The sequence below is a fragment of the Flavobacterium microcysteis genome (assembly GCF_006385255.1).
Taxonomy (GTDB): Bacteria; Bacteroidota; Bacteroidia; order Flavobacteriales; family Flavobacteriaceae; genus Flavobacterium; species Flavobacterium microcysteis.
Map to the genome: position 1 here is coordinate 230,336 of NZ_VFJE01000052.1, position 25,486 is coordinate 255,821.

Genomic DNA, 25,486 nt, shown 5'->3' on the forward strand with positions numbered 1-25,486 from the left:
AGCCGTAAAAAAACAGCTTCTTGATCCTCTTTGTTTTATAACAAACCTATCTTGGAATTTAGCCAGGAAAGATTTTAAAAAACTAAAGTAAGGAAAAAATGGTTTGGAAATATGTATTGATTATTTCTGGAAAATAAAAAAGTCCCGTCACAGGTAATGACGGGACCATTCAATTATTAATTACAATTTTGCGATATGTACAGATAAATCAATTAGTTTGCTTGAATATCCGTATTCGTTATCATACCAGGAAACAAGCTTAAAGAAAGTCGAGTTTAAACCGATACCCGCTTTAGCATCTACGATTGATGTACGAGAATCTGAAATAAAATCCTGAGAAACCACATCATCTTCTGTATATCCGATAATGCCTTTATAGTCTGTTTCAGAAGCATTTTTCAACACCTTCATGATATCATCATAAGTAGTTTCTTTCTGTAGTTTTACAGTTAAATCTACTACAGAAACATCGGCGTTTGGAACACGCATCGACATACCTGTCAATTTCCCATTCAATTCCGGGATTACTTTTCCTACTGCTTTAGCAGCACCTGTAGAAGCCGGAATAATATTTAAAAGAGCTGCTCTTCCGCCACGGAAATCCTTACGAGAAGGACCATCAACAGTCAATTGTGTTGCTGTTGTTGCGTGAACTGTTGTCATTAATCCTTCAACAATTCCGAAATTGTCATTGATAACTTTTGCTAATGGAGCCAAACAGTTTGTTGTACATGAAGCATTAGAAACAATCGTATCTGCCGCTGTAGCCTTGGTATGGTTTACTCCCATAACAAACATTGGAGCGTCTGCTGATGGTGCAGAAATTACAACTTTTTTTGCACCACCTTTAATGTGCTCGTTTGCTTTTTCAAGAGTCGTGAAAATTCCTGTACATTCTGCTACTACATCTACTCCTACTTCATCCCATTTCAATACAGACGGGTCTTTTTCTGCTGTTACTCGTATCAGTCTGTCATTCACAAAAAGTTTTCCGTCTTTTACTTCAACTGTTCCTGCGAAACGACCGTGAACTGAATCATATTTTAAAAGGTAGGCCAAATGCTCAACATCTAACAAGTCATTAATGGCTACTACTTCTACATTATCTCTATTTATAGTTTCTCTGAAAACGATTCGACCAATTCTGCCGAAACCGTTAATTCCTAATTTTACTTTTGACATTTTTTTACTTGCTTTGGGCTGAAGTGCGCGCTTTCTGCCGATTATATAATTTGTTTATTTACTTGTTTGTGGGGAAATTGCGACTAAAATTAAGTCGTCATGATATCTGATACTCTCAACAATTCCCTGTCGATTTGAGAGTGACCTTTGATAGCCTGTTCTAAAGGAGTCAACTCGATTTTGTCATTCAGAAGTCCTACCATATAATTGCTCTTTCCGTCAAGGATTGATTCTACGGCTTTAACGCCCAAACGGCTTGCTAAGACACGGTCAAAGCAAGAAGGTGCTCCACCTCGCTGCATATGTCCTAAAACGGAAACACGAACGTCATATTCCGGCATATTTTCTTCAACGTAATCTTTTAGTTCGAAAACATTTTTGCCAATTTTGTCACCTTCTGCTATTACTACAATGCTGGATGATTTTCCTGATAGTTTACTTTTGCGTAGCGATTCTAATAATCTATCCAAGCCCAAATCTTCTTCTGGAATTAATATTTCTTCAGCTCCGGCACCAATACCTGCATTTAAGGCAATATGGCCGGCATCACGCCCCATAACTTCCACAAAGAAAAGTCGGTTGTGGGAACTTGCCGTATCTCTGATTTTATCGATAACTTCTACAACAGTATTTAAAGCAGTGTCATATCCTAAAGTGTGGGTAGTTCCGTAAATATCATTGTCGATAGTTCCCGGAATTCCTATAATTGGAAAATCATATTCTTTGTTAAAAACCAATCCTCCGGTAAAACTTCCGTCACCACCAATAACAACCAAAGCTTCTACTCCGGCTGCAGACAAATTGCTGTGCGCTTTCTTTCTGCCTTCTTCAGTCATGAATTCCTTAGAACGGGCCGATTTTAAAATTGTCCCACCTTTATTGATGATATTGTTTACGCTTCGAGGCCCCATTTCTTTAAAATCGCCCTCAATCATACCTTGATATCCTCTGTAGATTCCGATACATTCAATGTTATGATAAGCACAGGTTCTAACAACCGAACGGATAGCGGCATTCATCCCAGGAGAATCTCCTCCGGATGTCAGTACACCGATTTTTTTTATTGTTTTTGACATTTATTTGCTGTTAATACTGTAAAATTAGCAAACAAATATTACTTTAAGGATAGGGTTTTTAATAATTTAGGAAACAATTAGAATTTCAATCGATTTCGTTGATAAGTTTTTATTTTCGTTGCTGTGAAGTTGGTAATTTTTGTAAATTATAGGGTAAAAATCGTCAAGTTGACAAAAGATTAATCCATTATAGGAGCTTATTCCGATACACTTATTTACGACTCTGCGTCTTTGCGAGCAATTATTTTCACGCAAAGACGCAGAGTCGAAAAGTTTATAAAGAGTATTTAATGTTAATCCATATCCGGAATTTTTGGCTGTTCCGTTTTTTGTTTTTCTGCCTTTTGGTTATCTGGTTTTTTCCTTCTATCCTGAGTCCATTGAATAAAATCAGGCGAAAGATCAGAATCCGGCATATGGTCAGCATTCGTATTTTCTTTTTCTTCTTTGGTCTTGATATTAAAAATCTTATACCATAATTCTTTTAAGGTATCAAAATCGACTTCATAAGAAACCCCAAGACCTTGCGTATAACCAATTCCTTCTCCTATATAGTTAATGTCGTTTTCGCGGTTAAATACTCTTAAATTTAGAGTTCCATCTTCATTAACCCTGTATTTCACTTCTACATTACCAACAATAACAGATTGGTTCACGCCGCCCACAGGCACACCCACTTTTCCGTCAATAGAAATTCTTTCATTGATTTGCGTCGTAATTGCAATTCCAAATTGGCTGCTCGTTTCTGCCGTAGGCGTTCTGTCTGCCATTTGATAATCTAGAGCAACAGTAAATTTACCATCTTCATCCTGGAACAAATCATTAAACAAACCGCTGGCTCTTTCAAACAAGCTTCCATATACAGCCGTTCCGGCATTTTCTGAACTTAGGAAATTTCCAGTACCCAAAAGAGAAAGTGCCTGGTTCACACGAGTATCTTTATCATCTAATTTTACCTGCAATTCTGATTTTAATACAGAACTCACGGTTGGGAAATTAATCGTAAAGTCAGGTTCCGGATTCATCAGGTTTCCGGTCAATCCAATAACCACTTCTACTGGAACCTTGCGGTTAAAGGATGCATTATCCTGCAAAACTGCCGGGTTCGCCTGTGTCTTATAAATAGCATCAATATTCAGACGGGCTCGTAACGGATCTCCGTCCCAAGAAATAGAACTTCCTTTTTTAACCTGGAACTTTTTATCGATAATTCCTCCGTATTTGAAATTGTATTCTCCTTCTTTAACCTGATAGTCGCCCCACATATTGAATTTACCAAGCGTACTGATTTCAAGTCGCATCTTTCCATCTCCTTTTCCTTTCAGAGCGTGTCCGGTATTTCTGTCGATGATGATCTCAATCTCAGCTTCAGGTGTAATTTTTAGATCAAACTGCAATTCCAATCCGGAATTGTTGATAATCTTTTCTGAAATTCCCTTATCGGGATTGTATTTTTCTTTTGGACTAAGGAAGGTAATAAAGGTATTGTTTCCTACGCCCGATGCTGTATTTACAGGAATCTTAATATTTGTTCCTTGCCTGGATTCTGCGTCTACGGTAATCAGTAATCCGTTAGTTGGTCCTTTTATAGATGCTTTTCCGGCAATAAAAGCGGTACCAAAATACATTGCATCATCAGAATCTTTCGTATCCAATGCCAGCAATCTGTCCGATTCTATATTCAGGTCAAGTACCCACTTTTTGAAGTTTTGATGCTTGATACTACCAGTTAGATATCCTTTTGTCTTGTATTTGATATCCGTCATTCGGGCGTCATTAAAACGGAATTGGTTTTCCGTTAAGTCAACAATAGAACGTTCATCAAATTCATAGTCAACATTCAGATAAGGTACTTTGAGTCCAACTTCATCCAGGAAAAGCCTTCCGTTAATTTGTGGATCTTTTAATGTTCCCGCAAAATTGGCGTTACCCGTAGCAAATCCCCTAATCCTTGAAATTACATTACCACCTAACGGACTCAGCGCTCCGAGATTGAATCTATTGAATTTAAAATCCAGATCAAAAAGCGTTTGCTTGTTTAAGATTCCTATATCGCCCGTAATTATAAAATTCTCGACATTGTCATTTTCCAATACAGAATTGACGCTAAATCGATTCAGATTTTCATTTCCTTGAATCTGCACAGAAAGGTTACCCAAAGCGATTTTATTTACATTAAGGCTGTCGACCGTAATTGTAGAAGTAGGCTGGTAAATCGACTTGTTCTGTTTAAAATCGATTTCACCATTCAGTTTTCCGTCAATACGCAAGCTGTCCATGGCGGGCAGCAGTTTGCCGAGGCTTACCTCTTTAAAGCTCAACTTAAGATCTTTGTATGTACTATCACGAATAATTCCACCAAGCTCAATTCTTTGGTTGTTATGCGTCATCAATATGTTCTCAATGGAGAAATTCTTAAACTTCTTATCAAAAACAATCTTATTGTCGTTAGCATCATTTTCATTCAGAAACCATAAATAGTCCTTGATATTGATTTCTGATTTTTTAATCCCAACAACGTTATTGTTCTTTTCATCAATAGTGTGATAAACGTTCAGATTATAAAAGTCTTTGGCTTCGTTACCACCCTTAAATTCGGTTCTAAAAAACAGTGTGTCTTCAAGCTTTACGTTAATCGTACTAAAATTCGAAATCTTATAACGCTTTGTCTTGATACTGTCCATTTCAATATAGGCGTTATACAGCGGGTTCTGATTGTCTACTTCGAGAGAAACCTTATCAAAAGAATTACCATAAGCTAAAATCTCAGGTGAATCAAAATTCATTTTGAATTCATTCGAATCCGAAGTCATTTTTCCGGAAACGACCGTATTGGTTCCTATTGAAACTTCCGGCAGAAAGACTTCAATAAGTTTATTATAGATAGAAAGATTAAAATCTAAAAATTGCCCTGGCTTGACCTTATTCGGCTTGTAATTGGTATATAAGCTTCCTATGGCATTTTCGATAATCTTTGGCACCTGCCTGAATTCATACTTTCCTACAATCTGCCCTTTGATAATATCCGGAGAGTTGATTATAATAGAACGTACCCTATTTTCATCAAAACGGGATTGGATTGTAAAATCATCGAAGAAATAAATATCTTTCTGGTTTTGATAGGAAGTCTGTGAAATAGAAATGTCTCCATACATATTGTCGATGCTGTTTCCTGTAATCTGCATCGTAACATCACCTTTAAAAAGCGAAATCGAATCTCTTTTAACAAGATTCAGTTTGTTCAAATCGGCATAATCAATCAGGGCATGGAAATCATAACGGTTTTCCTTTTTGCTCAAATCAAGCAATCCTTTGAAATCCATTTTCAGGTTCTGGTCATTCACGACAACCTTTCCTTGAAACAGCGGATTTTTGAATGTACCGTCTACTTCGATATTTTTATAATCGTATTTTTTGAAATTCAGACTGTAAATTTTCCCAGTCACTTTTGTATCCAAAAATTTTCGCGTGAATCCTTTTCCGGCCACTTCTAAATCCAGCGTTACTGGCCCGAAATCTTTCTGTCTTAAAAATTTCCCTATGTTGAACTTTTCAAAGTTTATATTTCCTTCATAAGAAGCATTATCAATATTACCAATATCATACAACTGAAGGTCGGCAGCAAGTTCTCCAATTGAAGTTGTCAGGTAGATATCTGCTTTTACATCAGAATGCGTAATTTGTGCATTACCCGTAATGTCAAAATCACCTAAATATTCTAGTGACGAAGGTAGTTTTTCACCCAATATCCTAGGCAGGATCGTTTTTAGATTTGCATAATCCGATGACAGCTTTTTAAAATCTCCACGAATAAGAAATGCGTCCTTATCAGGATTAAAAAGGTTTTTAAAATTAATATCTCCTACAATCTGGGAATGATTATCTACAATTAACTTTAGGTTACGGGTAAAGAAATCGTTCATTGTACCACTTAAGATGGTAGAAAAATTAAATTTCTTGTTTTTCCCAAATTCATTGTAGAAATGATTCAGGTCATTTGTGGAAATTGAGGCAGAATCCACATCTACATCAAAATGAACTTTATTTACAAAATCTGCTAATCCACCTTCTTTGTAGGTTAGTACCACATTTCCTTTCAAATTGGATTCTTTAGTCAAAACAGTTAGTTCTTTCAGAAGAATGCTTTCTTTTGAATAACTAAATTTCCCCGTCAAATCCTTTACATTCAGTCCTCTGTGGTCATGAAAGGCAAGCTTTCGTATTTCAGTGGTAATATCGCTTCCGTAAATCTTAAATTTACGTACGCTGGCATCCATTTTTGTAAAATCTACGCTTACTTTGGTAATTGCGTTCTCGTTTGTAACCCTGAAATGGCTTTTGGTCAGATAAATATTATCTGCTGTCAGCTGGAAAGGTTTGTGTGATTTTTTACCGGTTTCAAACAATCCGACAAAAACATTGATATTGGATTCTTTTTCGTTCTTGTAATTTTTAAGATTAAAAAAGAGCTTATCCGCATATATATCTCCAAACATCAAATCTCCTGACTTGAGTTTTTTGAAGCTTAAAATATTAGTCTTGATGGAATTGGCATAAATCAGAGTATCTTTGTGATGGTCTCTAATCAGTACCGTTTTCAGTTTTACACCGCCAAAAATCGAAATAGCAACCTGGTCGACATTAATGTCTGTTCCATAATCTTCATTTAAGGTTTCGGTAACATAATGTGCGATTTTCGTTTGAACAAAAGGCAGTGAAAGAGCAATGCCGAGTAACAGCAAAAGTAGAATTATACCCAGTAAGGTACGAAATACTATTTTTTTAAATTTTTTGATACTCTTAATTGTTTTATTTTTGTCAAATATAATTCAAAATCCGTGCCCTTTTATGGGAAATAACTCTCTTTTTATATTAGCTATTGAAAGTTCCTGCGACGATACTGCAGCAGCCATTCTACAAGACGATAAAGTCCTGTCGAATGTTGTTGCAAATCAGAGCATTCACGGCGAATATGGCGGTGTCGTTCCCGAGCTTGCTTCGAGAGCCCACCAACAAAATATCGTTCCCGTTATTGAAATGGCCATTCGTAAAGCAAATATCGACAAAAATCAGTTAAATGCAATAGCTTTTACACAAGGTCCCGGCCTTATGGGGTCACTGTTAGTGGGTAGTTCCTTTGCAAAATCTTTATCGTTGGCTTTAAAAATTCCATTGATAGCTGTTAACCATATGCATGCCCATATTCTGGCTCATTTTATTGATGAAGAAGGCTTTGACAAACCCGAATTTCCTTTTCTGGCACTGACAATCAGCGGCGGACATACACAAATTGTGAAGGTGAACGATTTCTTTGATATGGAAATCATTGGAGAAACGACAGATGATGCCGTGGGCGAAGCTTTTGACAAAAGTGCCAAAATACTGGGACTTCCCTATCCGGGCGGACCTTTGGTTGATAAATATGCCAAATTGGGAAACCCAAAAGCCTTTACGTTTACAAAACCTAAAGTTCCCGGACTTGATTTTAGTTTCAGCGGATTAAAAACGGCTATCTTGTATTTCATTCAAAAGAATGTGGCGCTAAACCCGAATTTCATTGAAGAAAATCTAAACGACATCTGTGCTTCAATACAGTATACCATTATCGAAATCCTAATGGACAAATTAAAAATGGCTACAAAGCAAACCGGTATCAATCAGATTGCTATTGGAGGTGGTGTTTCTGCTAATTCTGGAATCCGTCAGACTTTAAAAGATGCAGAAGCAAAATACGGCTGGAAAACATTTGTCCCTAAATTCGAATATACTACAGATAATGCCGCTATGATTGGAATTGTCGGATATCATAAATATCTTGCTTCAAAATTTGAAGATAACTCAGTCGTTTCCAAAGCCAGAATCCAGTTTTAATTATGCAATTGTTTTACAACCCAACCATTACAGCTGATACCGAAACCTTCTTTTTTGATAAAGAAGAGAGCAAACACATAGTTAAAGTATTACGAAAGAAAGAAGGTGATAATTTATATGTAACCAATGGTTTAGGTTTCTTATTTAAAACAGAAATTACTTTTGCTTCAGATTCAAAATGCCTGGTAAAAATTATTGATTCTGAAAAAGGAGAGGCCTCTAATTACCAACTCCACTTAGCTGTTGCTCCAACAAAAATGAACGATCGTTTTGAATGGTTTTTGGAAAAAGCAACCGAAATAGGAATCAGTGAAATCACGCCTATTATCTGTGACCATTCCGAAAGAAAAGTAGTCAAGACAGACCGTTTTGACAAAATCATATTATCTGCAATGAAGCAGTCCCTGCATTATTATCTTCCAAAATTAAACGAACCTATTTCATTTAAGGATTTTATAAAGCAGCAAAAAAATGAAAGCCTGAAGCTTATCGCCCATTGCGAGGAAACACAGAAAAAATCACTAAAAGAAACAGTAAAACCAGATCAGGATGTAATCGTAATGATTGGCCCAGAAGGCGATTTTTCTGAAAAAGAAATTAAATTGGCGATTGAAAACAACTATATCCCGGTGACTTTAGGCAATACTCGGTTAAGAACTGAAACTGCTGCTGTCGTTGCCTGCCATAGTGTTGTTTTTATAAACGAAAAATAAATCCGGTTGAGATTATGAAAAAAATATGTTTTGCATTCTTGTTGTGTTTTTCCTTTGCTGCCCAATCGCAGGAAATTGCCTTGCTAAAATACAATGGTGGTGGTGACTGGTATGGAAACCCAACTTCTTTGCCCAATCTGATTAAGTTTTGCAATCAGAACATCAATACCCGAATTGCTTCAAAACCAGCAACAGTAGAACCCGGAAGCCCAGACCTGCTTTCCTATCCGTTTGTACATATGACAGGACACGGGAATGTCGTATTCAGCGATTCTGAAATAATCAATTTGAGAAACTACCTGACTTCTGGTGGATTTCTCCACATAGACGACAACTACGGAATGGACGAATATATCCGTAGGGAATTAAAAAGAGTATTCCCTAACAATGCGCTTGTTGAAATTCCGGCTAACCATCCCATATTCCAAAAACCGTATTCATTTCCTGCAGGAATTCCAAAAATCCATGAGCATGATAATAAAAGACCACAGGCATTTGGAATTTTTATAGACAACAGGCTGGCACTTATGTATACTTATGAAACCGATTTAGGCGATGGCTGGGAAGATCCGGAAGTACATAATGACCCGAAAGAAGTTCGGGAAAAAGCCCTAAAAATGGGTGCCAATATCATTTATTATATTTTCAATAACTAGACACGACAGTTTATTTTAGAAAAACTTCATTTTTTTGACTAAATTTAGATTCTAAAAAAAGATATGGTGACCTCAAAAACGATTGCTAACGGAATATTACGTGCTTTGGCAATAATAACCGGAATTTTGCTCTTACTTTTTCTTTTATTCAAAATCCAGTCTGTTATTCTTTTCCTGTTCATTGCCCTAATTGTGAGCATGATTGGAAATCCGATAGTCAAATTCCTGGAAAAAAGACTGAAATTCAACCATATCGTGGCCGTTATTGTAACACTGGTGTTCTTTATATTGCTTTTGGCAGGCTTTATCATGATGTTTGTTCCATTGATTGTTTCTCAGGGAGAAAACCTTTCCTTATTAGATACAGCCCGACTTGAAACTGATCTGGTTGATTTGACAGAAAGACTGAAAAGCTATTTCTCGGACCATAATATAGACATCGAAAGTATGGTCAAGCAATCCGATCTTTCCTCTAAACTGAATCTGAACTTTATTCCTAATTTCATAAATTCTTTAGTTTCAATACTGGGTAATGTGGGAGTTGCCATAGGTTCTGTGATTTTTATTACTTTTTTCTTTTTAAAAGACCAGAAGCTGTTTATCATCAACGCAAAAAAGATACTCCCAAACGAACACGAAGACAAAATCCTGAATTCTTTTAGAAAAATAAACCATCTGCTAAGCCGTTACTTTATTGGGCTTATCGGACAGGTAACCATACTGTTTATTTGCTACTTGATCGTATTGCTGATTTTTGGTGTAGAAAATGCTTTTATCATTGCCTTTATTACAGCCATATTAAACATCATCCCTTATATTGGCCCGCTTATCGCAACAGTTTTGGTTGCTGTACTGACTATGCTTGGCCATATGGATCCAGAATCACAGGGCGAAATGCTATCAACTACATTATATGTATTGATTGGTTATACGGTTGCCCAAATTATTGATAACAACATCACGACTCCATTAATATTTTCGAACAGTGTCAATTCACATCCTTTAGAGATTTTTGTTGTAATACTGGCCAGCGGTTTTATTTTTGGAGTATTGGGAATGATTGTGGCTGTACCGCTTTACACCATTGTAAAAGTAGTCGCTAAAGAATTTTTCCCTCAGAATCCTATCGTAAAAGTTTTAACCCGAAACATTTGATTTCTGCAATTCTAAAACCCGAAATACAAGATTTTATAGAAGCCAATATCCGAAAAGACATTTCAAAGCTGGCTTTTCAGAAAAATCCGTTTCCTGAAATCGACTTTGCCGTGCTGTTAAACCAAATTGCTGCAAAAAGCAAGGCGGAACAGAAGCTTCCTACATGGTATGCTACCAAAAATATTGTTTATCCAACAAAATTATCAATAGAGCAGACTTCATCAGAAGAAACGGCTTCCTATAAAGCGGAGATTGTTTCCGGAAAAAGCCTTATTGATCTGACAGGTGGATTTGGGGTCGATTGTTACTACTTTTCAAAAAAAATGGAATCGGTTGTGCATTGTGAAATGAATGCCGAATTATCTGAAATTGCAAGCCATAATTTTAAACTGCTAGATGCTGAAAACATCGAATGTTTTGCTGGCGACAGTTCAGAAATACTACAAAAACTGAATCGAAAATTTGACTGGATGTATATCGACCCGTCAAGACGCAGTGATGCAAAAGGAAAAGTTTTTCTTTTAAAAGACTGCCTTCCAAATGTTCCTGAACTGCAAGAATTCTATTTTGAATACTCAAACAATCTGCTTATAAAAACGGCTCCAATCCTGGATATTGCTGCCGGATTAACAGAACTTACTAATGTCAAAGCAATCCACATTGTAGCTGTTGAAAACGAAGTCAAAGAATTGCTTTGGGAAATTTCAAAAGAGTATACAGGAAATACTAAAATCATTACTCTAAATACGACCAAAGACAAAACTGAAAAGCTCGATTTTGTTCTAGGTGAAAACGATGGTGCTTTTTACGGGTTACCTAAAAAATATCTTTACGAACCCAACAGTTCGATAATGAAATCCGGTTTTTTTGAAACAGTAAGTGCTGTATTCCAATTGGACAAACTTCATCTGCATTCACATCTTTATACTTCTGACGACTTGCTTGATTTTCCGGGAAGAGTATTTCAAATAGAGGAAGTAATAAAATATGGCAAAGCCGAAATGAAGCAATCGCTTCAGAATAAAAAAGCAAATATAACCGTGCGAAATTTTCCGGAAACCGTAGAAAACATTCGAAAGAAGTGGAAAATAAGTGATGGCGGAAACCTTTATTGTTTTTTTACTACCAATATGAATAATGACAAAATAGTATTACTTTGCAACAAAATAAAAACACAAGAATGAAACGATTGCTTTTACTTACTTTTTTAATGCTCCAAATGGGACTTCATGCCCAGAAAAAATGTGAATACAGTTCCAATTTTACAGATTCGATAGGCAGCTATAAAGAAACAGTGCAAAAAATCGTTTATGAGAAAAATTTTGCCGGTACTTCCAGCTATATCTTTTTCTCATTAATTAATGCTAACGAAACTCCACTGCTGAATTTTCAATTCATTCAAAAAAGCAAAGATTTTATCAAAACCTATTGCTTTGACAAAAACTCAAGGATATACCTCCAATTGGCAAATGGTAAAATAATTACCATGCTGATTGCTGACGAAGGGAGTTGCGGTTCTATGATTCGTGATGAATCGCAAAGTTCCAATATTCGAATTTCTACAGGAAAATTTTTATTTATGAAAAATACGATGGAAGAATTGGCAAAATCGCCAGTTTCCCTGATTCGTATAAAATATGCTACTGAGACTGTCGATTATATTATGAAGAGAGAGCTTCTTTCCGAGTTAAACGGAGAGAAATCCTATCCTGAAAATTTCTTTATCGACGACCTCAAATGCCTGAACTAGATTAGTTCTTGCAATCCCAAGTAAAATTAGATATTGGCAAAGTCGAAGCATTCACCAGGTTATAATGCCACCATTCTGAAGCAAACGATCGGAATCCATTTTTCAGCATTATTTCTTTTAACAACTTTCTATTGGCTATAACTTCTGCTGAAAGATTTTTATAGTCGTGTGCCGCTTCCGGCCCGAAATGGTCAAATCCTGTACCCATATCGAGTTCATTGCCACTATAATCTGTTAGTGTTATATCTACAGCTCCTCCTCTATTATGTATCGAACCTGTAGCCGGATCTGCTACATAAGTAGGATTAGGTGTTATGGCCCACATTTTCTTTTGTACATCCAACGGCCTGTAGCAATCATAGATCTTAATCTTATAACCTAGTTTTAAGAACGCCTGATTCGCCTTGATTAAAGCTTTTACCGTCTTAAATCGGAGATAGCACTCAGGACAATCATATACTTTTGTTTTTAAGAAATTATTTTCTGTGGCATATTTCATGTCATAAAAGAAATCTTTCCCATAATCTCTCAGGCTTACAAAAGCGGTGTCGCTGATGTTGGCTTTTGCAGCTTCCAAAATTGCTGCATTTTCGTCAATGTATTGACGATTACTTGATAGTAAAGCATCGCTATATACCACCTCCTGAGGGTTTTTGCAAGACGAAACAATAATTAGGCACACTATTAGCTGTAGAAATCTCATAATGATTTGAAATGTTTAATTTGTACTACAAATCTATTCATTTGTATTAATTAATTTACTAATTTTAATTCAAATTAAAAAACACAAAGTATGAAAAAATTAATTGTTTTAGGTATTGCTTTGTTATTTTCCGGCTACCTGAACGCTCAGGAAACAACAGCGAAGAAGAAAGCAAAAGCAGAAGTAGCCCAAGCAAAAGCAGACAGCAAAAAAGCTGTTGATAAAGCGGATGCAAAAGCAAAAAAAGCAGAAGAATCTGCTAAGAAAGATGTAGCTAAAGCCAAAGAAAAGGCTGTACAATCAAAGACAGAGTCAAAAGCAGACGTAGCTAAGAAAAAAGCGGATGCAAAAGTTGAAACTGCAAAAGCGAAAGAAAAAGCCGCAGTAACTAAAACAGAAGCAAAAGCAGAAGTTGCTAAAGTAAAAGCAGATACAAAAGTTGAAGCTGGAAAGGCAAAAATGGAAACTAAAAAAGCTGCTGCTGATATAAAAGACAAAGCTTCAGGTGAGTACTACAATGGTAAAAAAGTGTATACAGGACCTAAAGGCGGAAAATACTACATCAACAAAAACGGAAATAAAACATATATCGACCAGAAATAATTTTTTGGTCAACCCTCACAAAAAATCCCGATTAGTTTATAATCGGGATTTTTTATTGGCTTATTCTTTCTGTATCTTGTCATAAAGGCTTTCTATTTCCTGATTATTTGGTTCTTTTTTCATGATGGCAGTAGCTTCTTTTTGGGATTTCATCCATCTGTAAAGCCAGGAAACTCCCCATTTTTTATAATAATTATCTTTCTGCTGATAGATGTTATCCTGTAACACTTCATCAAGACTCACAAAAGTATAGCCTTTTGCATTGAGCAGTTTTACAATTTTTGGCAAATAATCTGCGTTCAGCGCATTGTCGTGGCACAAATAAATATGTCGGATAGGCCTTTTGTACTGTTGTGCTGCTTGCGCTTCAAAAAATTCGAAAAATTCAATAGTTTTCTTAACATACTTCTCTCCTATACTTCTGGCATTGACAATATCATTTTTGGCAAGATAATATTCATATACTGTACTATAAGCCCAATCTTCGCTTTCTACTGTATAGGGTGTAATCCGATATCCTTTTTGTGTCAGGTATTGTTCGATTTCTTTGTGCTGCAAACTGTCTTTTCCCAAATCATTAAACGGAAACCTAAAATGCTTTAGTGGCTTGTCATATTTTTTTGCCAGTTCTTTAGAAATCGCTTCTCCTTTATCAATGTCATTGGCAAAAGTTGTAAAACCTACATCCGAATAGCGCATATGACTGAAACTATGATTGCCTAAAGTGATATACTTCCGCTTAGCCCAATCGTCTAACAATCGGAAGTTTTTCGAAATAGAATCGGTTTCATAGATTTTGTGTTCGTTGATAAAAATAGCTATCGGTAACTGCAAGGAATCCAATTTTTTCAATAATAAAGACTGAAATCTGTCTGTTTGGAATCTCTTCGTATTAGGAATATCATCAATTGTAATGGCAACCTGTTTTTGCGCATACACCTGTATGGAAAAAAGAATAACCAAACAAAATCCTGTTCTTTTGATGCTTGATTTCATATTTTTTTGGGATTGTTTCCAAATATAAAAAAACCTAGGCAGCTGTGCCCGATTGAGAGTATAATATTCCTAAAAAATCGACCCATTCTACCTTTGAAACTGCAAAAAAAACAATAAATTAGCAACTTTAATTTTTATACACAGCACAAATGAAAAATACCGCACTTACGCATGTTCACGAAGGTCTTGGAGCTAAAATGGTTCCTTTTGCAGGATATAATATGCCAGTACAATATGAAGGAGTAACTATTGAACACGAAACTGTCCGTAACGGAGTTGGAGTTTTTGATGTTTCACACATGGGAGAATTTCTGATTTCAGGTCCAAATGCTCTGGCTTTAATCCAAAAAGTAACCACAAACGATGCTTCTACATTAACCGTGGGCAAAGCGCAATATTCTTGTCTTCCAAACGAAAATGGCGGTATTGTTGACGATTTGATTGTTTATAAAATGAAAGAAGACCAATATTTATTGGTTGTAAATGCTTCAAATATTGAGAAAGACTGGAATTGGATTTCTACAAAAAATGATGTTGGTGCAGAAATGAGAAATATTTCTGACGATTATTCTCTACTGGCTATTCAAGGCCCAAAAGCTGTTGAAGCAATGCAATCCTTGACTTCTATTGATTTAGCAGCAATAAAATACTATCACTTTGAAGTGGCAGATTTCGCTGGTGTATCAGATGTGATTATTTCTGCAACTGGCTATACCGGTTCAGGTGGTTTTGAAATCTATGCAAAAAACGAGAGTATCGAACAAATCTGGAATAAAGTATTTGAAGCAGGAAAACCGTATGGTATCAAACCTATCGGATTAGCGGCTAGAGATACGCTTCGTCTTGAAATGGGCTTCTGTCTTTACGGAAACGACATTAACGACACTACTTCTCCTCTCGAAGCCGGTCTAGGCTGGATTACAAAATTCAATAAAGAATTTACCAATTCTGAAAACCTGCTAAAACAAAAAGAAGCGGGAGTTTTGAGAAAATTGGTTGGTTTTGAGCTGACAGAAAGAGGAATTCCTCGTCATGACTATGAAATTGTTGACAAGGATGGAAATATCATCGGAGTAGTTACTTCAGGAACTATGGCACCATCTTTGAACAAAGGAATTGGGCTGGGTTATGTTACAACAGAATTTTCTGGAGTTGATAGCGACATTTTTATTCGCATCAGAAAAAATGATGTTCCGGCAAAAGTTGTTAAATTGCCTTTTTATAAAAAATAAAAAAACTATATGAACAGAATCTTGTTGTTTTTACTGCTTGTTACTTTTACATCTTATTCACAAGATAGTGGTAAATCCTGCGATGTTCTTATAAAAATAAACAATCTCATACAACGTGAGCATTTCAATCCTAAACCGGTAGACGACAGTCTATCGGTTTATGTTTTTGAAGCATTGATGAATGAATTGGATACAGACAAAAACATATTCCTGAAAACAGAATATGATTACCTGTCAAAGTACAAATTCAAATTTGACGATTATATTGCCAGTAACGACTGTTCCTTTTTCGAAGATTTCGCCAAAACATACAAAACAGCTTTGGAAAGAAGCAAATTGGCTGTCGAAAAATTGCAAAAAGAAAAGCTGGATTACAATACAAACGACACAATCCGTTTTACAAAAAAGAATTTTCCATTCTATGTAAAAGCTGAAGATGTTGAAAAGGTATTTGCAAAAAGACTTCGTTTTGATATTTTGGAAGATATTGCCAAAACCAGTAAAAACTATGATTCCCTAAAGCAAAACTTTGCAAGCTTAGAAAAAAAATCAAGAGAAAAGATTTTCGAAACTGCCTTATGCAGAATTACCAACCGATTGGATTCTAAAGATGGTATCGAAAAGAACATTAGAAGTAGCTTTTACTCTATTTTTTGTTCCTATTTCGATCCGCATACCTCCTATTTTTCATACGACACCAAATCTTCTTTTCTTTCTGAACTTTCAACCGACAATCTTTCACTGGGAATGTATGTCAGCCTGAATGAAAATGAAGAATTAATTGTTCAGGAGATTGTTCCGGGCGGTCCTGCAGCACGAACAGAAATCATTGAAAAAGGAGATCAGGTAATCAAAGTATCTCCCAAAAAAGGAGAAGAACTTCTTGTTTCTTGTAGTTCTCTGGAAACTATCGGAAGTATCATCTTTTCAGACACCCATAAAGAGATTACGTTATCACTCCGAAAGAAAAACGGGACACTTTATGATGTCACGCTTCAGAAAAAAATAATGAAGGCCGACGATCATGCTGCATACAGCTATATTGTTTCAAAAAATGGTACCCGTATCGGGTATATCAATATTCCGAGTTTTTATACCGATTTTGACAAAAATACAGTACAAGGCATTTCAGATGATGTTGCCAAAGAAATTTTAAAGCTAAAAAAAGACAATGTTGAAGGATTGATATTAGACCTGCAAGACGATGGTGGTGGCTCTATGGAAGAAGCCATAAAACTTTCAGGAATGTTTATCGATGCCGGTCCTATCTCCGTTTTAGTCAATAATAAAAAAGAACAAAAAATAATCAAGGATTTCAATCGTGGTTTAGTATATAGCGGTCCAATTATTGTGCTTGTCAATGGAAATTCGGCTTCCGCAAGCGAGTTTTTTGCTTCTGTAATGCAAGATTACAACAGAGCAATTATCTTAGGAGCTACAACATTAGGCAAAGCTTCTATGCAGCAAATTCTTCCCATTGAAAACGGAAATGAACAGGATTTTGTAAAACTAACGATTGAGAAGTTCTATAGAATAACGGGAAAAAGCCATCAGCTGACCGGAGTCGTTCCTGATATAGCAATTCCTACTCTATATGATGGCATAATCTCAAGAGAAAAGAGCAGCAAAACCGCATTAAAAAATGATGTTATCACTACAAAGACGAAATTTATCCCTTATTCAAGAAGTGATTTTGAAGGCTTAATTCCAAAAAGCAAAAAAAGAATCAGCAACAGTGCTTATTTCAATGAGATAAACACCATTAATGCTAAAATCAATTCCATTTATAATTCTCCAAAAGATCCAATACTGCTCAATTTCGAAAGCATATTCAAAGATGTACACAGTATTGACGCGGTTTTTGACACTGTAAAAAAACTTGTCGAGACACCTGCCGATTTTGAAATCACAAATACATCTTACGAAAAGGAAATTCTGAAATTTGACGAATTCCAAAAAAGCATTAGTGAATACAGAATTAAGGACCTAAAAACGAATACGTATGTCCTGGAAGGTATCAACATAATTTCTGACTATTATGCCTCCAAAAAAGACTAAATCTCCATGAAAAAAATAATCTTCGCCATTTTCACTCTATTTATTGTAACCATAAGCAAAGCCCAGGATTTCAAAACGCCAATTGACTATCTGAACTTCATAGGGAAAGAATCAGCTGCCATTTCAAGAAATACATGGAATTATACAAAAGCGGTTGCCCATAGCAAAAGTGCCAGGAAAATAGACGCATCCCGAAAGACTTTGCTTAAATCAATACAGAATGCTTCCCAAAAAATATCCGGGCTAAAAAACGGCTATAAGGGCGATACGGAATACCGTGACCAGCTCCTGTCCTATTTGTTCATTTCGGAAAAGTACATCAATGACGAATACGAAAAAATCATTGACATGCAGGAAGTCGCTGAAGAGTCTTATGATTTTATGGAAGCCTATATTATGGCACGCGACCTGGTTAACGAAAAAATCAATGATGAAGTCGAAAAACTCAATACGAACCAGAAACTTTTTGGAAAAAAATACAATATTCAGATTACAGATGACAATTCTGATTTGAGTAAAAAAATGAGGGCTTCCAGTGCCGTCTTCAAATACCACACGGACATGTTCCTTATTTTTTTCAAGGTGAATGTAACCGACATCAATTTAATGAAATCGATTGAACAAAAAGACCTGAATGCCATACAACAACAAGCTTCTTCATTAGAATTATATGCTAATGAAGGTCTTGAAAAATTAAAAACAGCAGCACCTTTTAATAAAGATACAAGCCTGATTACTGCTACTAAAAAAGCACTTGAATTTTATAAAAAAGAAGCCATCGAGCTGACTCCAAAAGTAGTTTCGTTTCTGATGTTAAACCAACAGCTTGAAGACACTAAAGAATCTCTGGAAAAGAAACCAGAAAGGAACAGAACAAAACAGGAAATTGACAATTTCAACAATCTAGTAAAATCTGTAAACAGTGAAATCAGCGAGTACAACAAGCTGAATTCAAAATTTTATCAGAACAAAGTTGCCGTTAATATGGAATGGGAACAAACTGGAGAACAATTTATTTCAAAACATGTTCCGAAAGATTAAAATAGATTTGAAATAAAAAGGATAAAACTTATTTTTGCAACGTATAAAAAATTTTAGAAATGGGAAGAGCGTTTGAGTTCAGAAAAAATAGAAAAATGAAGCGCTGGTCAGCAATGGCTAAAGCATTTACAAGAATTGGAAAAGATATCGTAATGGCGGTTAAGGAAGGCGGCCCTAATCCTGAATCAAATTCAAGATTAAGAGCTGTCATGCAAAATGCCAAAGCTGTAAATATGCCGAAAGACAATGTTGAAAGAGCTATTAAAAAAGCAACCGACAAAGACACGGCAAATTATAAAGAAGTATTATTTGAAGGCTATGCTCCGCACGGAATTGCGATTCTTATTGAGACAGCAACAGACAATAATAACAGGACTGTAGCGAATATCAGAAGTTATTTCAACAAATGTAATGGAACTATGGGAACCCAAGGTTCTGTAGAATTTATGTTTGACCATACCTGTAACTTCAGGATTCCGGCAGAAGGTATCGATATTGAAGAAATGGAATTGGAATTCATTGATTTTGGTGCAGAAGAAATTTTTGCTGATGAAGATGGTATTTTGATTTATGCTCCATTTGAGAGTTTTGGTGCTATCCAAAAAGAATTGGAAAACAGAGGTATTGAAATCCTTTCTTCTGGATTTGAAAGAATTCCGCAAGTAACTAAAAAACTTACGGAAGACCAAATCGCCGATGTAGAAAAGCTATTGGAAAAAATCGAAGAAGATGATGACGTTCAAAACGTTTATCATACGATGGAAGAATAATCTTAGAATTATATTTTTTACATAAAAACTCCTGAAATTCAGGAGTTTTTTTATTTGTAGGAATTCTTTAAATTTACGTTTCAATCATTAAAATATATCATCATGAAAAAAACACAATTCCTATTGCTATTCGGTTTATTTTTTATCGCAACAGCAAATTCCCAAACCAAAACAGAAAGCAGAACTGTTGGTTCTTTTTCTAAAATTGAATCCAAAGGTTCTCCAAAAATCATCCTAGTTTCCGGCAACACAAATGCGCTTACAGTTGTGGGTGATGAAGCAGCTCTAAAAAATCTAGTGACAGAAGTAAAAGGAAACACGTTGAAAATCTATTTTAATTCTTCAAAAAAAATGAATTTTAAGGGAAGCGCAACCATAACAGTCCCTTTCAAACAATTAGATGAAGTAAGCGTATCCGGTTCTGGAAATATCAAATCAGATGCTGCTATCAAATCGAATAATTTTGTTGCTTCTGTAAGCGGTTCTGGTAAGATTGATTTAGATAAAGTGGATGCGCAATCAGCTTCTGTAAAAGTGGACGGATCTGGAAAAATTGAACTGAATCTGAATACCGGCACAGCTAAGGCTGAAATCAACGGTTCCGGACAAATAGAACTGGACGGAAAAGCAAATGTATTTTCAGCAAGCATTCATGGCTCCGGTAATATAGATGCTTCTGATTTTACTTCGGTAGCTACAGATGTTAGTATCTCTGGTTCTGGATACGTAAAAACAAATACGACAAAAGATCTTTCTGCCAATATCCAGGGTTCAGGAAGTGTAAAATACAAAGGCGACCCAACCATTAAGAAAAACATCAGCGGTTCTGGAAAAGTAACAAAAGACTAATCCCAGAACGAATCAAAATAAAAAACTCCAGATATTTCTGGAGTTTTTTTATGCTTTATAAAATCGATTATTTTATGAATTCTATTTTCTGTGCTTCTTCAACGTTTATGCTGTCAAAGAACCCTTGTTCGTTCATCCAGTCATCGCTAAATACTTTGCTCATATATCTTGAACCGTGATCAGGGAAAATAGCAATTACGTTACTGTCTTTATCAAATTCGCCTTCTTCAGCATATTGTTTGATGGCTTGAAGAACAGCTCCCGAAGTATATCCTACAAACAAGCCTTCTTTTTTGGCTATTTCTCTTGTAGCATGCGCACTTTCTTCGTCGGTTACTTTTATGAATTTATCAATAGAATCAAAGTCAGTTGCAGTAGGGATTAAATTCTTTCCTAAGCCTTCAATTCTGTATGGGTAGATTTCATTAGAATCAAACTCTTTTGTCTCGTGGTATTTTTTCAATACAGAACCAAAAGCATCAACTCCTAGTATTCTAATGTTTGGATTTTTTTCTTTAAGGAATTTTGCAGCTCCAGAGATAGTTCCTCCTGTTCCGCTGCAGGCAATTAAATGCGTAATTTTTCCGTTGGTTTGCTCCCAGATTTCAGGCCCGGTTGTTTTGTAATGAGCATCAATATTTAGTTGGTTAAAATATTGATTGATGTAAACTGATCCTTTTGTTTCTTCGTGAAGTCTTTTTGCAACATTGTAGTAGGACCTTTCATCGTCTGCTGAAACGTGGGCAGGGCAAACATACACCTTGGCTCCCATGCTTCTCAGCATATCTATTTTATCTCTTGATGATTTTGAACTTACTGCCAAAATACAGTTGTAGCCTTTTATAATGCTCACCATTGCAATGCTGAACCCCGTATTTCCTGATGTCGTCTCGATTATCGTATCACCAGGTGACAAGATTCCTTGTCTTTCAGCTTCCTCTATAATGTATAATGCAATTCTATCTTTAGTGGAGTGCCCCGGATTAAAAGCTTCTACTTTTGCGTAGAAATTACCTTCTATATTTTCTGTGACTTTATTGAGCTTAATAAGTGGGGTGTTACCTATTAATTCCAATACGTTATTATAAGCTTTTATTTCTTCTTTCATAAAAAAATAGTTAATCAAGGCAACTCATTGACTTTTTATTGACCTCAAATCCTTGCAAATTTAACAAAAAAAATCTAATTAGTTTTCAATTCCTTCTAAATCTAACAAAAAACTAAATTCCTTAGCTAATTCTTTCAATGCTTCAAACCTACCTGATGCGCCTCCGTGCCCCGCATCCATGTTAGTATCAAGGAATAACAAATTCTTGTCGGTCTTCATTGTTCTCAATTTGGCAACCCATTTGGCAGGTTCCCAATATTGCACCTGAGAATCATGAAGTCCGGTTGACACATACATATTTGGGTAATTCTGTGCTTTGACATTATCATAAGGCGAATAGGATTTCATATAATCGTAATATTCTTTCTCGTTTGGATTCCCCCACTCATCATATTCTCCAGTAGTCAGCGGAATGGTGTCATCCAACATGGTTGTCACAACATCCACAAAAGGAACCTGTGCAATAACACCATGATATAATTCAGGTGCCATGTTTACAACAGCTCCCATTAACAATCCACCGGCAGAACCGCCTTCTGCGTAAAGATGTTCAGGGCTAGTATATTTTTCTTTGATTACAAATTTTGAACAATCTACAAAATCTGTAAAGGTATTTTTCTTGTGAAGCAGCTTACCATCTTCATACCATAACCTTCCCATATCTTCACCACCACGAATATGGGCGATAGCATAGATAAATCCTCTATCTAAAAGCGACAATCTGGTAGATGAAAAATAAGGATCCATAGTAGCACCATAAGAACCGTAAGCATATAACAGCAATGGATTTTTGCCATCTTTTTTCATTCCTTTTCTATAAATCATTGAAATCGGAATCTTGGTACCATCTTCTGCAGTAGCCCAAACTCTTTCTTCCACATAATTTTTCTTGTCAAATTTCCCTCCTAAAACTTCTTGCTCTTTCTTGACTTCTTTCTCCTTGGTTTTCATGTTGAAGTCAACTACAGAAGATGGAGTTCCAAGCGATTGATAGCTGTAACGTAAAATCTGCGTGTCAAAGTCCGGGTTTGTGGAAATATTGGCCGTATAGGTTTCGCTGTCAAACGGAAGATAATACTCCCCTTTTCCGTTCCACGGCATAATTCTTATCTTGTTCAATCCGTTGGATCGTTCCCCAATTACCAAATAATCTTTAAAAATTTCGATGTCTTCCAACAATACATCATTACGATGCGGAATCAAGTCTTTCCAATTTTCCTGAGAAGTTGCTTTTTCAGGCGTTTTCATCAATTTAAAATTGGTTGCATTGTCTTTATTGGTCAGGATGTAAAAACTATCACCATAATGGGCAATGCTATATTCCATTCCTCTCACTCTTGGCTGGAAAACTTTAAATTCTCCATCCGGATCATCTGCCAATAATGTTCTGAATTCAGTCGTTAAAGTACTTGAAGAACTGATTACGATATATTTTTTTGATTTTTCTTTGCTTACAGAAACATTAAACGTATCGTCTTTTTCATCATAAACTAAAATATCTTGCAGCTGCTTGCCGCCCAGTTTATGCTTAAAAATTTTATCTGAACGCAAGGTCTGTTTGTCTTGCTGGGTATAAAACAATGTTTTATTATCATTGGCCCAGGTCGAACTACCGGTTGTATTTTCTATTTTATCAGCAAACAGTTTGCCTGTTTGGAGATTTTTCACCTGAATCGTGTAAATTCTTCTTCCAATAACATCTACTCCAAAAGAAGCATATTTATTATCCGGACTGATGCTCAATCCTCCTAAATGGAAATAAGTATGTCCTTTTGCTAATTCATTACAATCGAAAAGAATTTCTTCCTTAGCAGTAAGGCTTCCTTTTTTTCTGGAATAGATTGGATAATCCTTACCTGTTTCAAAGCGTGTCATATACCAGTAACCATTAAGAAAATAAGGCACCGAAGAATCATCTTCTTTAACTCTGCCTTTCATTTCCTCAAACAGCAAACTTTTTAATCCTTTGGTATGAGCAGTCATCTCCTCATAGTATTGATTTTCACTATTTAGATAGTCAATGACATCTTTGTTTTCTCTGTCATTTAACCAAAAATAGTCGTCTACTCTTTTATCGCCGTGCTTTTCTAGCGTTTTAGGTATTTTTTTTGCTGTTGGTGGGGGTATTGTTATTGACATCTTACGGAATGTATTTTGCGAATATGAAGTTGCAAAAATAATACAAAGGCAACATAAAATTAATTTATTTTTCATCTAATTCTCCCTTGAATATAACTATGCAATTTAATAATTTAGCAATTACAAATCATAAAAATTATCAACAATGTTTGGAGACATAATGGGCATGATGGGCAAACTAAAAGAAACCCAACAAAAAATAGAAGAAACTAAAAAAAGACTTGATTCTGTTTTAATTGACGAACAAAGCAGTGACGGGCTTTTAAAAGTTACGCTTACGGCTAACCGTAATGTAAAGTCAATTGATATCGATGAGAGTTTATTGGAAGACAGAGAGCAACTTGAAGACTATCTTTTATTAGTTATGAACAAAGCCATTCAAAAAGCTACTGCTGTAAATGAGGCAGAATTAGGTGCCGTAGCAAAAGACGGCATGCCTAATATTCCGGGTATGGATATGTTTAAATAGCTATAAGCTGTAGGCTTTAGGCAGTAAGCGATGGCCTACAGCTTAAAGCCTACTGCCTATTGCTAAAAAGTTAATTTCTGCAGCGTTTCAATAACATAAGTATGCATGACATCTCTATAATCCAAATGAGTAACGATACGGAGTTTTCCTTTGCCTAGTGAGCTGATAAAAATATTTTTCTGCTTTAATTTTTCTATTACTATATCTTCATTATACTGTGGTTTTACAGCAAATATCAAGATATTGGTTTCCACAGGTTCAACGCTTTCTACCCAAGGTAATTGTTTAAGTATATAAGCCAGTTCTTTTGCCTTATTATGGTCTTCCTGCAAACGGCTGACATTATGTTTTAAAGCATAAATTCCGGCTCCAGCCAAATAGCCTGCCTGACGCATTCCTCCACCAAATATCTTCCTAACTCGTAAAGCGCGTTCCATCGTTTCCTTACTGCCTAACAATACAGAACCTACCGGTGCACCTAGTCCTTTTGACAGGCACACAGAGATTGTATCAAACAATTCTCCAAAATGTTTTGGATTTTGTCTTTTTGCTACCAAGGCATTCCATAGACGGGCGCCATCCAAATGGTATTTCAGGTTATTTTCTTTACAGACTTCTTTTATCTTGGCAAGCTCTTCTATTTCATAACAGGCTCCTCCACCCTTGTTTGTTGTGTTCTCTATACTCACCAGGCTGGTCAACGGACTATGATAGAATTCTGGAGGATTAATAGAATCTTTGACTTGTTTTGCCGTAATCATTCCACGTTTTCCATCCACTAAACAGCAGGAAACACCACTGTTAAAAGAGGCTCCTCCACCTTCATAATGAAAAATATGTGACCATTTATCGCAGATTATCTGCTCGCCCGGATTGGTATGTAATTTTATTGCCGTTTGGTTTGCCATGGTTCCCGAAGGAAAAAAAAGGGCGGCTTCCATCCCAAATATACTAGCGACCATCTCTTCTAACTCATTGACAGTCGGATCTTGCTTATATACATCATCGCCTACTTTTGAACGAAACATCTGCTGTAGCATTTCATTTGTCGGTTTTGTTACCGTATCGCTTACTAAATTTATTTCCATAATATCAAAAGTATACCTTATTTTTGT

Annotated in this window: 21 protein-coding genes; 13 read left to right on the forward strand and 8 right to left on the reverse strand. The window is 35.9% G+C overall.

The features are described from left to right. Positions 1-180: 180 nt before the first annotated feature. The 3 genes from gap to FJA49_RS06645 form a co-directional block, all read right to left on the reverse strand. Entirely contained in the window at positions 181-1,182 is a 1,002-nt protein-coding gene (gene gap / locus FJA49_RS06635) for a type I glyceraldehyde-3-phosphate dehydrogenase (protein ID WP_140000120.1), read from the reverse strand. Positions 1,183-1,271: 89 nt separating this feature from the next. After that, the gene (gene pfkA / locus FJA49_RS06640) at positions 1,272-2,258 is read right to left on the reverse strand and encodes a 6-phosphofructokinase (RefSeq protein WP_140000122.1); all 987 of its coding nucleotides are present in this window, start codon (positions 2,256-2,258) and stop codon (positions 1,272-1,274) included. A gap of 293 nt (positions 2,259-2,551) precedes the next feature. After that, the gene (locus FJA49_RS06645; RefSeq protein ID WP_140000124.1) at positions 2,552-7,000 is read right to left on the reverse strand and encodes a translocation/assembly module TamB domain-containing protein; all 4,449 of its coding nucleotides are present in this window, start codon (positions 6,998-7,000) and stop codon (positions 2,552-2,554) included. 106 nt (positions 7,001-7,106) lie between these two features. On the opposite strand from FJA49_RS06645, the gene tsaD reads away from it, so the two are divergent. The 6 genes from tsaD (at position 7,107) to FJA49_RS06675 (ending at position 12,403) form a co-directional block, all read left to right on the forward strand. Next, on the forward strand, positions 7,107-8,129 hold the full coding sequence (gene tsaD / locus FJA49_RS06650; RefSeq protein ID WP_140000126.1) for a tRNA (adenosine(37)-N6)-threonylcarbamoyltransferase complex transferase subunit TsaD: 1,023 nt from the start codon (positions 7,107-7,109) through the stop codon (positions 8,127-8,129). A gap of 2 nt (positions 8,130-8,131) precedes the next feature. After that, positions 8,132-8,842 (forward strand): 16S rRNA (uracil(1498)-N(3))-methyltransferase, encoded by a 711-nt coding sequence (locus FJA49_RS06655; RefSeq protein WP_140000128.1) that lies wholly within the window; start codon positions 8,132-8,134, stop codon positions 8,840-8,842. A 14-nt stretch (positions 8,843-8,856) separates the two neighbouring features. Continuing rightward, positions 8,857-9,498 (forward strand): DUF4159 domain-containing protein, encoded by a 642-nt coding sequence (locus FJA49_RS06660; RefSeq protein WP_140000130.1) that lies wholly within the window; start codon positions 8,857-8,859, stop codon positions 9,496-9,498. Between the two features lie 63 nt (positions 9,499-9,561). Continuing rightward, positions 9,562-10,653: an AI-2E family transporter gene (locus tag FJA49_RS06665; RefSeq protein ID WP_140000132.1), complete on the forward strand. Its 1,092-nt coding sequence runs from the start codon at positions 9,562-9,564 to the stop codon at positions 10,651-10,653. Next, the gene (locus FJA49_RS06670) at positions 10,650-11,837 is read left to right on the forward strand and encodes a THUMP-like domain-containing protein (protein WP_140000134.1); all 1,188 of its coding nucleotides are present in this window, start codon (positions 10,650-10,652) and stop codon (positions 11,835-11,837) included. Before FJA49_RS06665 ends, FJA49_RS06670 begins: the two co-directional genes overlap by 4 nt. Continuing rightward, a complete protein-coding gene (locus FJA49_RS06675) occupies positions 11,834-12,403 on the forward strand; it encodes a hypothetical protein (protein ID WP_140000136.1) in 570 nt (189 codons plus the stop codon). Before FJA49_RS06670 ends, FJA49_RS06675 begins: the two co-directional genes overlap by 4 nt. A 1-nt stretch (position 12,404) precedes the next feature. Here FJA49_RS06675 and ddpX read toward each other — a convergent pair whose 3' ends face one another. Beyond that, positions 12,405-13,106, reverse strand: coding sequence for a D-alanyl-D-alanine dipeptidase (ddpX, locus tag FJA49_RS06680; protein ID WP_140000138.1), 702 nt, complete (start codon positions 13,104-13,106; stop codon positions 12,405-12,407). A 90-nt stretch (positions 13,107-13,196) separates the two neighbouring features. Here ddpX and FJA49_RS06685 point away from each other — a divergent pair, with 90 nt between their 5' ends. Further along, a complete protein-coding gene (locus tag FJA49_RS06685; protein WP_140000139.1) occupies positions 13,197-13,709 on the forward strand; it encodes a hypothetical protein in 513 nt (170 codons plus the stop codon). A 60-nt stretch (positions 13,710-13,769) separates the two neighbouring features. Here the strand turns inward: FJA49_RS06685 and FJA49_RS06690 are convergent, their stop codons facing one another. Continuing rightward, complete coding sequence (locus FJA49_RS06690; protein WP_140000141.1) at positions 13,770-14,705, reverse strand: polysaccharide deacetylase family protein; 936 nt, start codon at positions 14,703-14,705, stop codon at positions 13,770-13,772. Between the two features lie 149 nt (positions 14,706-14,854). On the opposite strand from FJA49_RS06690, the gene gcvT reads away from it, so the two are divergent. The 5 genes from gcvT (at position 14,855) to FJA49_RS06715 (ending at position 20,655) form a co-directional block, all read left to right on the forward strand. After that, on the forward strand, positions 14,855-15,937 hold the full coding sequence (gene gcvT, locus FJA49_RS06695) for a glycine cleavage system aminomethyltransferase GcvT (protein WP_140000143.1): 1,083 nt from the start codon (positions 14,855-14,857) through the stop codon (positions 15,935-15,937). A gap of 9 nt (positions 15,938-15,946) precedes the next feature. Beyond that, on the forward strand, positions 15,947-17,995 hold the full coding sequence (locus FJA49_RS06700) for a S41 family peptidase (protein ID WP_140000145.1): 2,049 nt from the start codon (positions 15,947-15,949) through the stop codon (positions 17,993-17,995). 6 nt (positions 17,996-18,001) lie between these two features. Continuing rightward, complete coding sequence (locus tag FJA49_RS06705; RefSeq protein ID WP_140000147.1) at positions 18,002-19,036, forward strand: LIC11966 family surface protein; 1,035 nt, start codon at positions 18,002-18,004, stop codon at positions 19,034-19,036. A 59-nt stretch (positions 19,037-19,095) separates the two neighbouring features. Beyond that, positions 19,096-19,806, forward strand: a complete 711-nt coding sequence (locus FJA49_RS06710; protein WP_140000149.1) for a YebC/PmpR family DNA-binding transcriptional regulator — start codon at positions 19,096-19,098, stop codon at positions 19,804-19,806. Between the two features lie 102 nt (positions 19,807-19,908). After that, entirely contained in the window at positions 19,909-20,655 is a 747-nt protein-coding gene (locus FJA49_RS06715; protein ID WP_140000151.1) for a head GIN domain-containing protein, read from the forward strand. A gap of 67 nt (positions 20,656-20,722) precedes the next feature. On the opposite strand, the gene FJA49_RS06720 is transcribed toward FJA49_RS06715, so the two are convergent. Beyond that, positions 20,723-21,763, reverse strand: a complete 1,041-nt coding sequence (locus tag FJA49_RS06720) for a PLP-dependent cysteine synthase family protein (protein ID WP_140000153.1) — start codon at positions 21,761-21,763, stop codon at positions 20,723-20,725. A 78-nt stretch (positions 21,764-21,841) separates the two neighbouring features. Further along, complete coding sequence (locus tag FJA49_RS06725; protein WP_233590081.1) at positions 21,842-23,902, reverse strand: S9 family peptidase; 2,061 nt, start codon at positions 23,900-23,902, stop codon at positions 21,842-21,844. 145 nt (positions 23,903-24,047) lie between these two features. On the opposite strand from FJA49_RS06725, the gene FJA49_RS06730 reads away from it, so the two are divergent. Beyond that, positions 24,048-24,371 (forward strand): YbaB/EbfC family nucleoid-associated protein, encoded by a 324-nt coding sequence (locus FJA49_RS06730; protein ID WP_140000157.1) that lies wholly within the window; start codon positions 24,048-24,050, stop codon positions 24,369-24,371. 62 nt (positions 24,372-24,433) lie between these two features. On the opposite strand, the gene FJA49_RS06735 is transcribed toward FJA49_RS06730, so the two are convergent. Then, on the reverse strand, positions 24,434-25,459 hold the full coding sequence (locus tag FJA49_RS06735) for a threonine aldolase family protein (RefSeq protein ID WP_140000159.1): 1,026 nt from the start codon (positions 25,457-25,459) through the stop codon (positions 24,434-24,436). Positions 25,460-25,486 lie beyond the last annotated feature (27 nt).

What these genes read in the sequence shown, in the direction of transcription:
- FJA49_RS06735 (WP_140000159.1), bottom strand. Translation starts at nt 25,459, where the DNA reads ATGGAAATAAATTTAGTAAGCGATACGGTAACAAAACCGACAAATGAA.
- FJA49_RS06705 (WP_140000147.1), top strand. Translation starts at nt 18,002, where the DNA reads ATGAAAAAAATAATCTTCGCCATTTTCACTCTATTTATTGTAACCATA.
- FJA49_RS06715 (WP_140000151.1), top strand. Translation starts at nt 19,909, where the DNA reads ATGAAAAAAACACAATTCCTATTGCTATTCGGTTTATTTTTTATCGCA.
- FJA49_RS06690 (WP_140000141.1), bottom strand. Translation starts at nt 14,705, where the DNA reads ATGAAATCAAGCATCAAAAGAACAGGATTTTGTTTGGTTATTCTTTTT.
- gap (WP_140000120.1), bottom strand. Translation starts at nt 1,182, where the DNA reads ATGTCAAAAGTAAAATTAGGAATTAACGGTTTCGGCAGAATTGGTCGA.
- pfkA (WP_140000122.1), bottom strand. Translation starts at nt 2,258, where the DNA reads ATGTCAAAAACAATAAAAAAAATCGGTGTACTGACATCCGGAGGAGAT.
- FJA49_RS06730 (WP_140000157.1), top strand. Translation starts at nt 24,048, where the DNA reads ATGTTTGGAGACATAATGGGCATGATGGGCAAACTAAAAGAAACCCAA.
- tsaD (WP_140000126.1), top strand. Translation starts at nt 7,107, where the DNA reads ATGGGAAATAACTCTCTTTTTATATTAGCTATTGAAAGTTCCTGCGAC.
- FJA49_RS06660 (WP_140000130.1), top strand. Translation starts at nt 8,857, where the DNA reads ATGAAAAAAATATGTTTTGCATTCTTGTTGTGTTTTTCCTTTGCTGCC.
- FJA49_RS06655 (WP_140000128.1), top strand. Translation starts at nt 8,132, where the DNA reads ATGCAATTGTTTTACAACCCAACCATTACAGCTGATACCGAAACCTTC.
- ddpX (WP_140000138.1), bottom strand. Translation starts at nt 13,106, where the DNA reads ATGAGATTTCTACAGCTAATAGTGTGCCTAATTATTGTTTCGTCTTGC.
- FJA49_RS06675 (WP_140000136.1), top strand. Translation starts at nt 11,834, where the DNA reads ATGAAACGATTGCTTTTACTTACTTTTTTAATGCTCCAAATGGGACTT.
- gcvT (WP_140000143.1), top strand. Translation starts at nt 14,855, where the DNA reads ATGAAAAATACCGCACTTACGCATGTTCACGAAGGTCTTGGAGCTAAA.
- FJA49_RS06720 (WP_140000153.1), bottom strand. Translation starts at nt 21,763, where the DNA reads ATGAAAGAAGAAATAAAAGCTTATAATAACGTATTGGAATTAATAGGT.
- FJA49_RS06665 (WP_140000132.1), top strand. Translation starts at nt 9,562, where the DNA reads ATGGTGACCTCAAAAACGATTGCTAACGGAATATTACGTGCTTTGGCA.
- FJA49_RS06725 (WP_233590081.1), bottom strand. Translation starts at nt 23,902, where the DNA reads ATGTCAATAACAATACCCCCACCAACAGCAAAAAAAATACCTAAAACG.
- FJA49_RS06710 (WP_140000149.1), top strand. Translation starts at nt 19,096, where the DNA reads ATGGGAAGAGCGTTTGAGTTCAGAAAAAATAGAAAAATGAAGCGCTGG.
- FJA49_RS06685 (WP_140000139.1), top strand. Translation starts at nt 13,197, where the DNA reads ATGAAAAAATTAATTGTTTTAGGTATTGCTTTGTTATTTTCCGGCTAC.
- FJA49_RS06700 (WP_140000145.1), top strand. Translation starts at nt 15,947, where the DNA reads ATGAACAGAATCTTGTTGTTTTTACTGCTTGTTACTTTTACATCTTAT.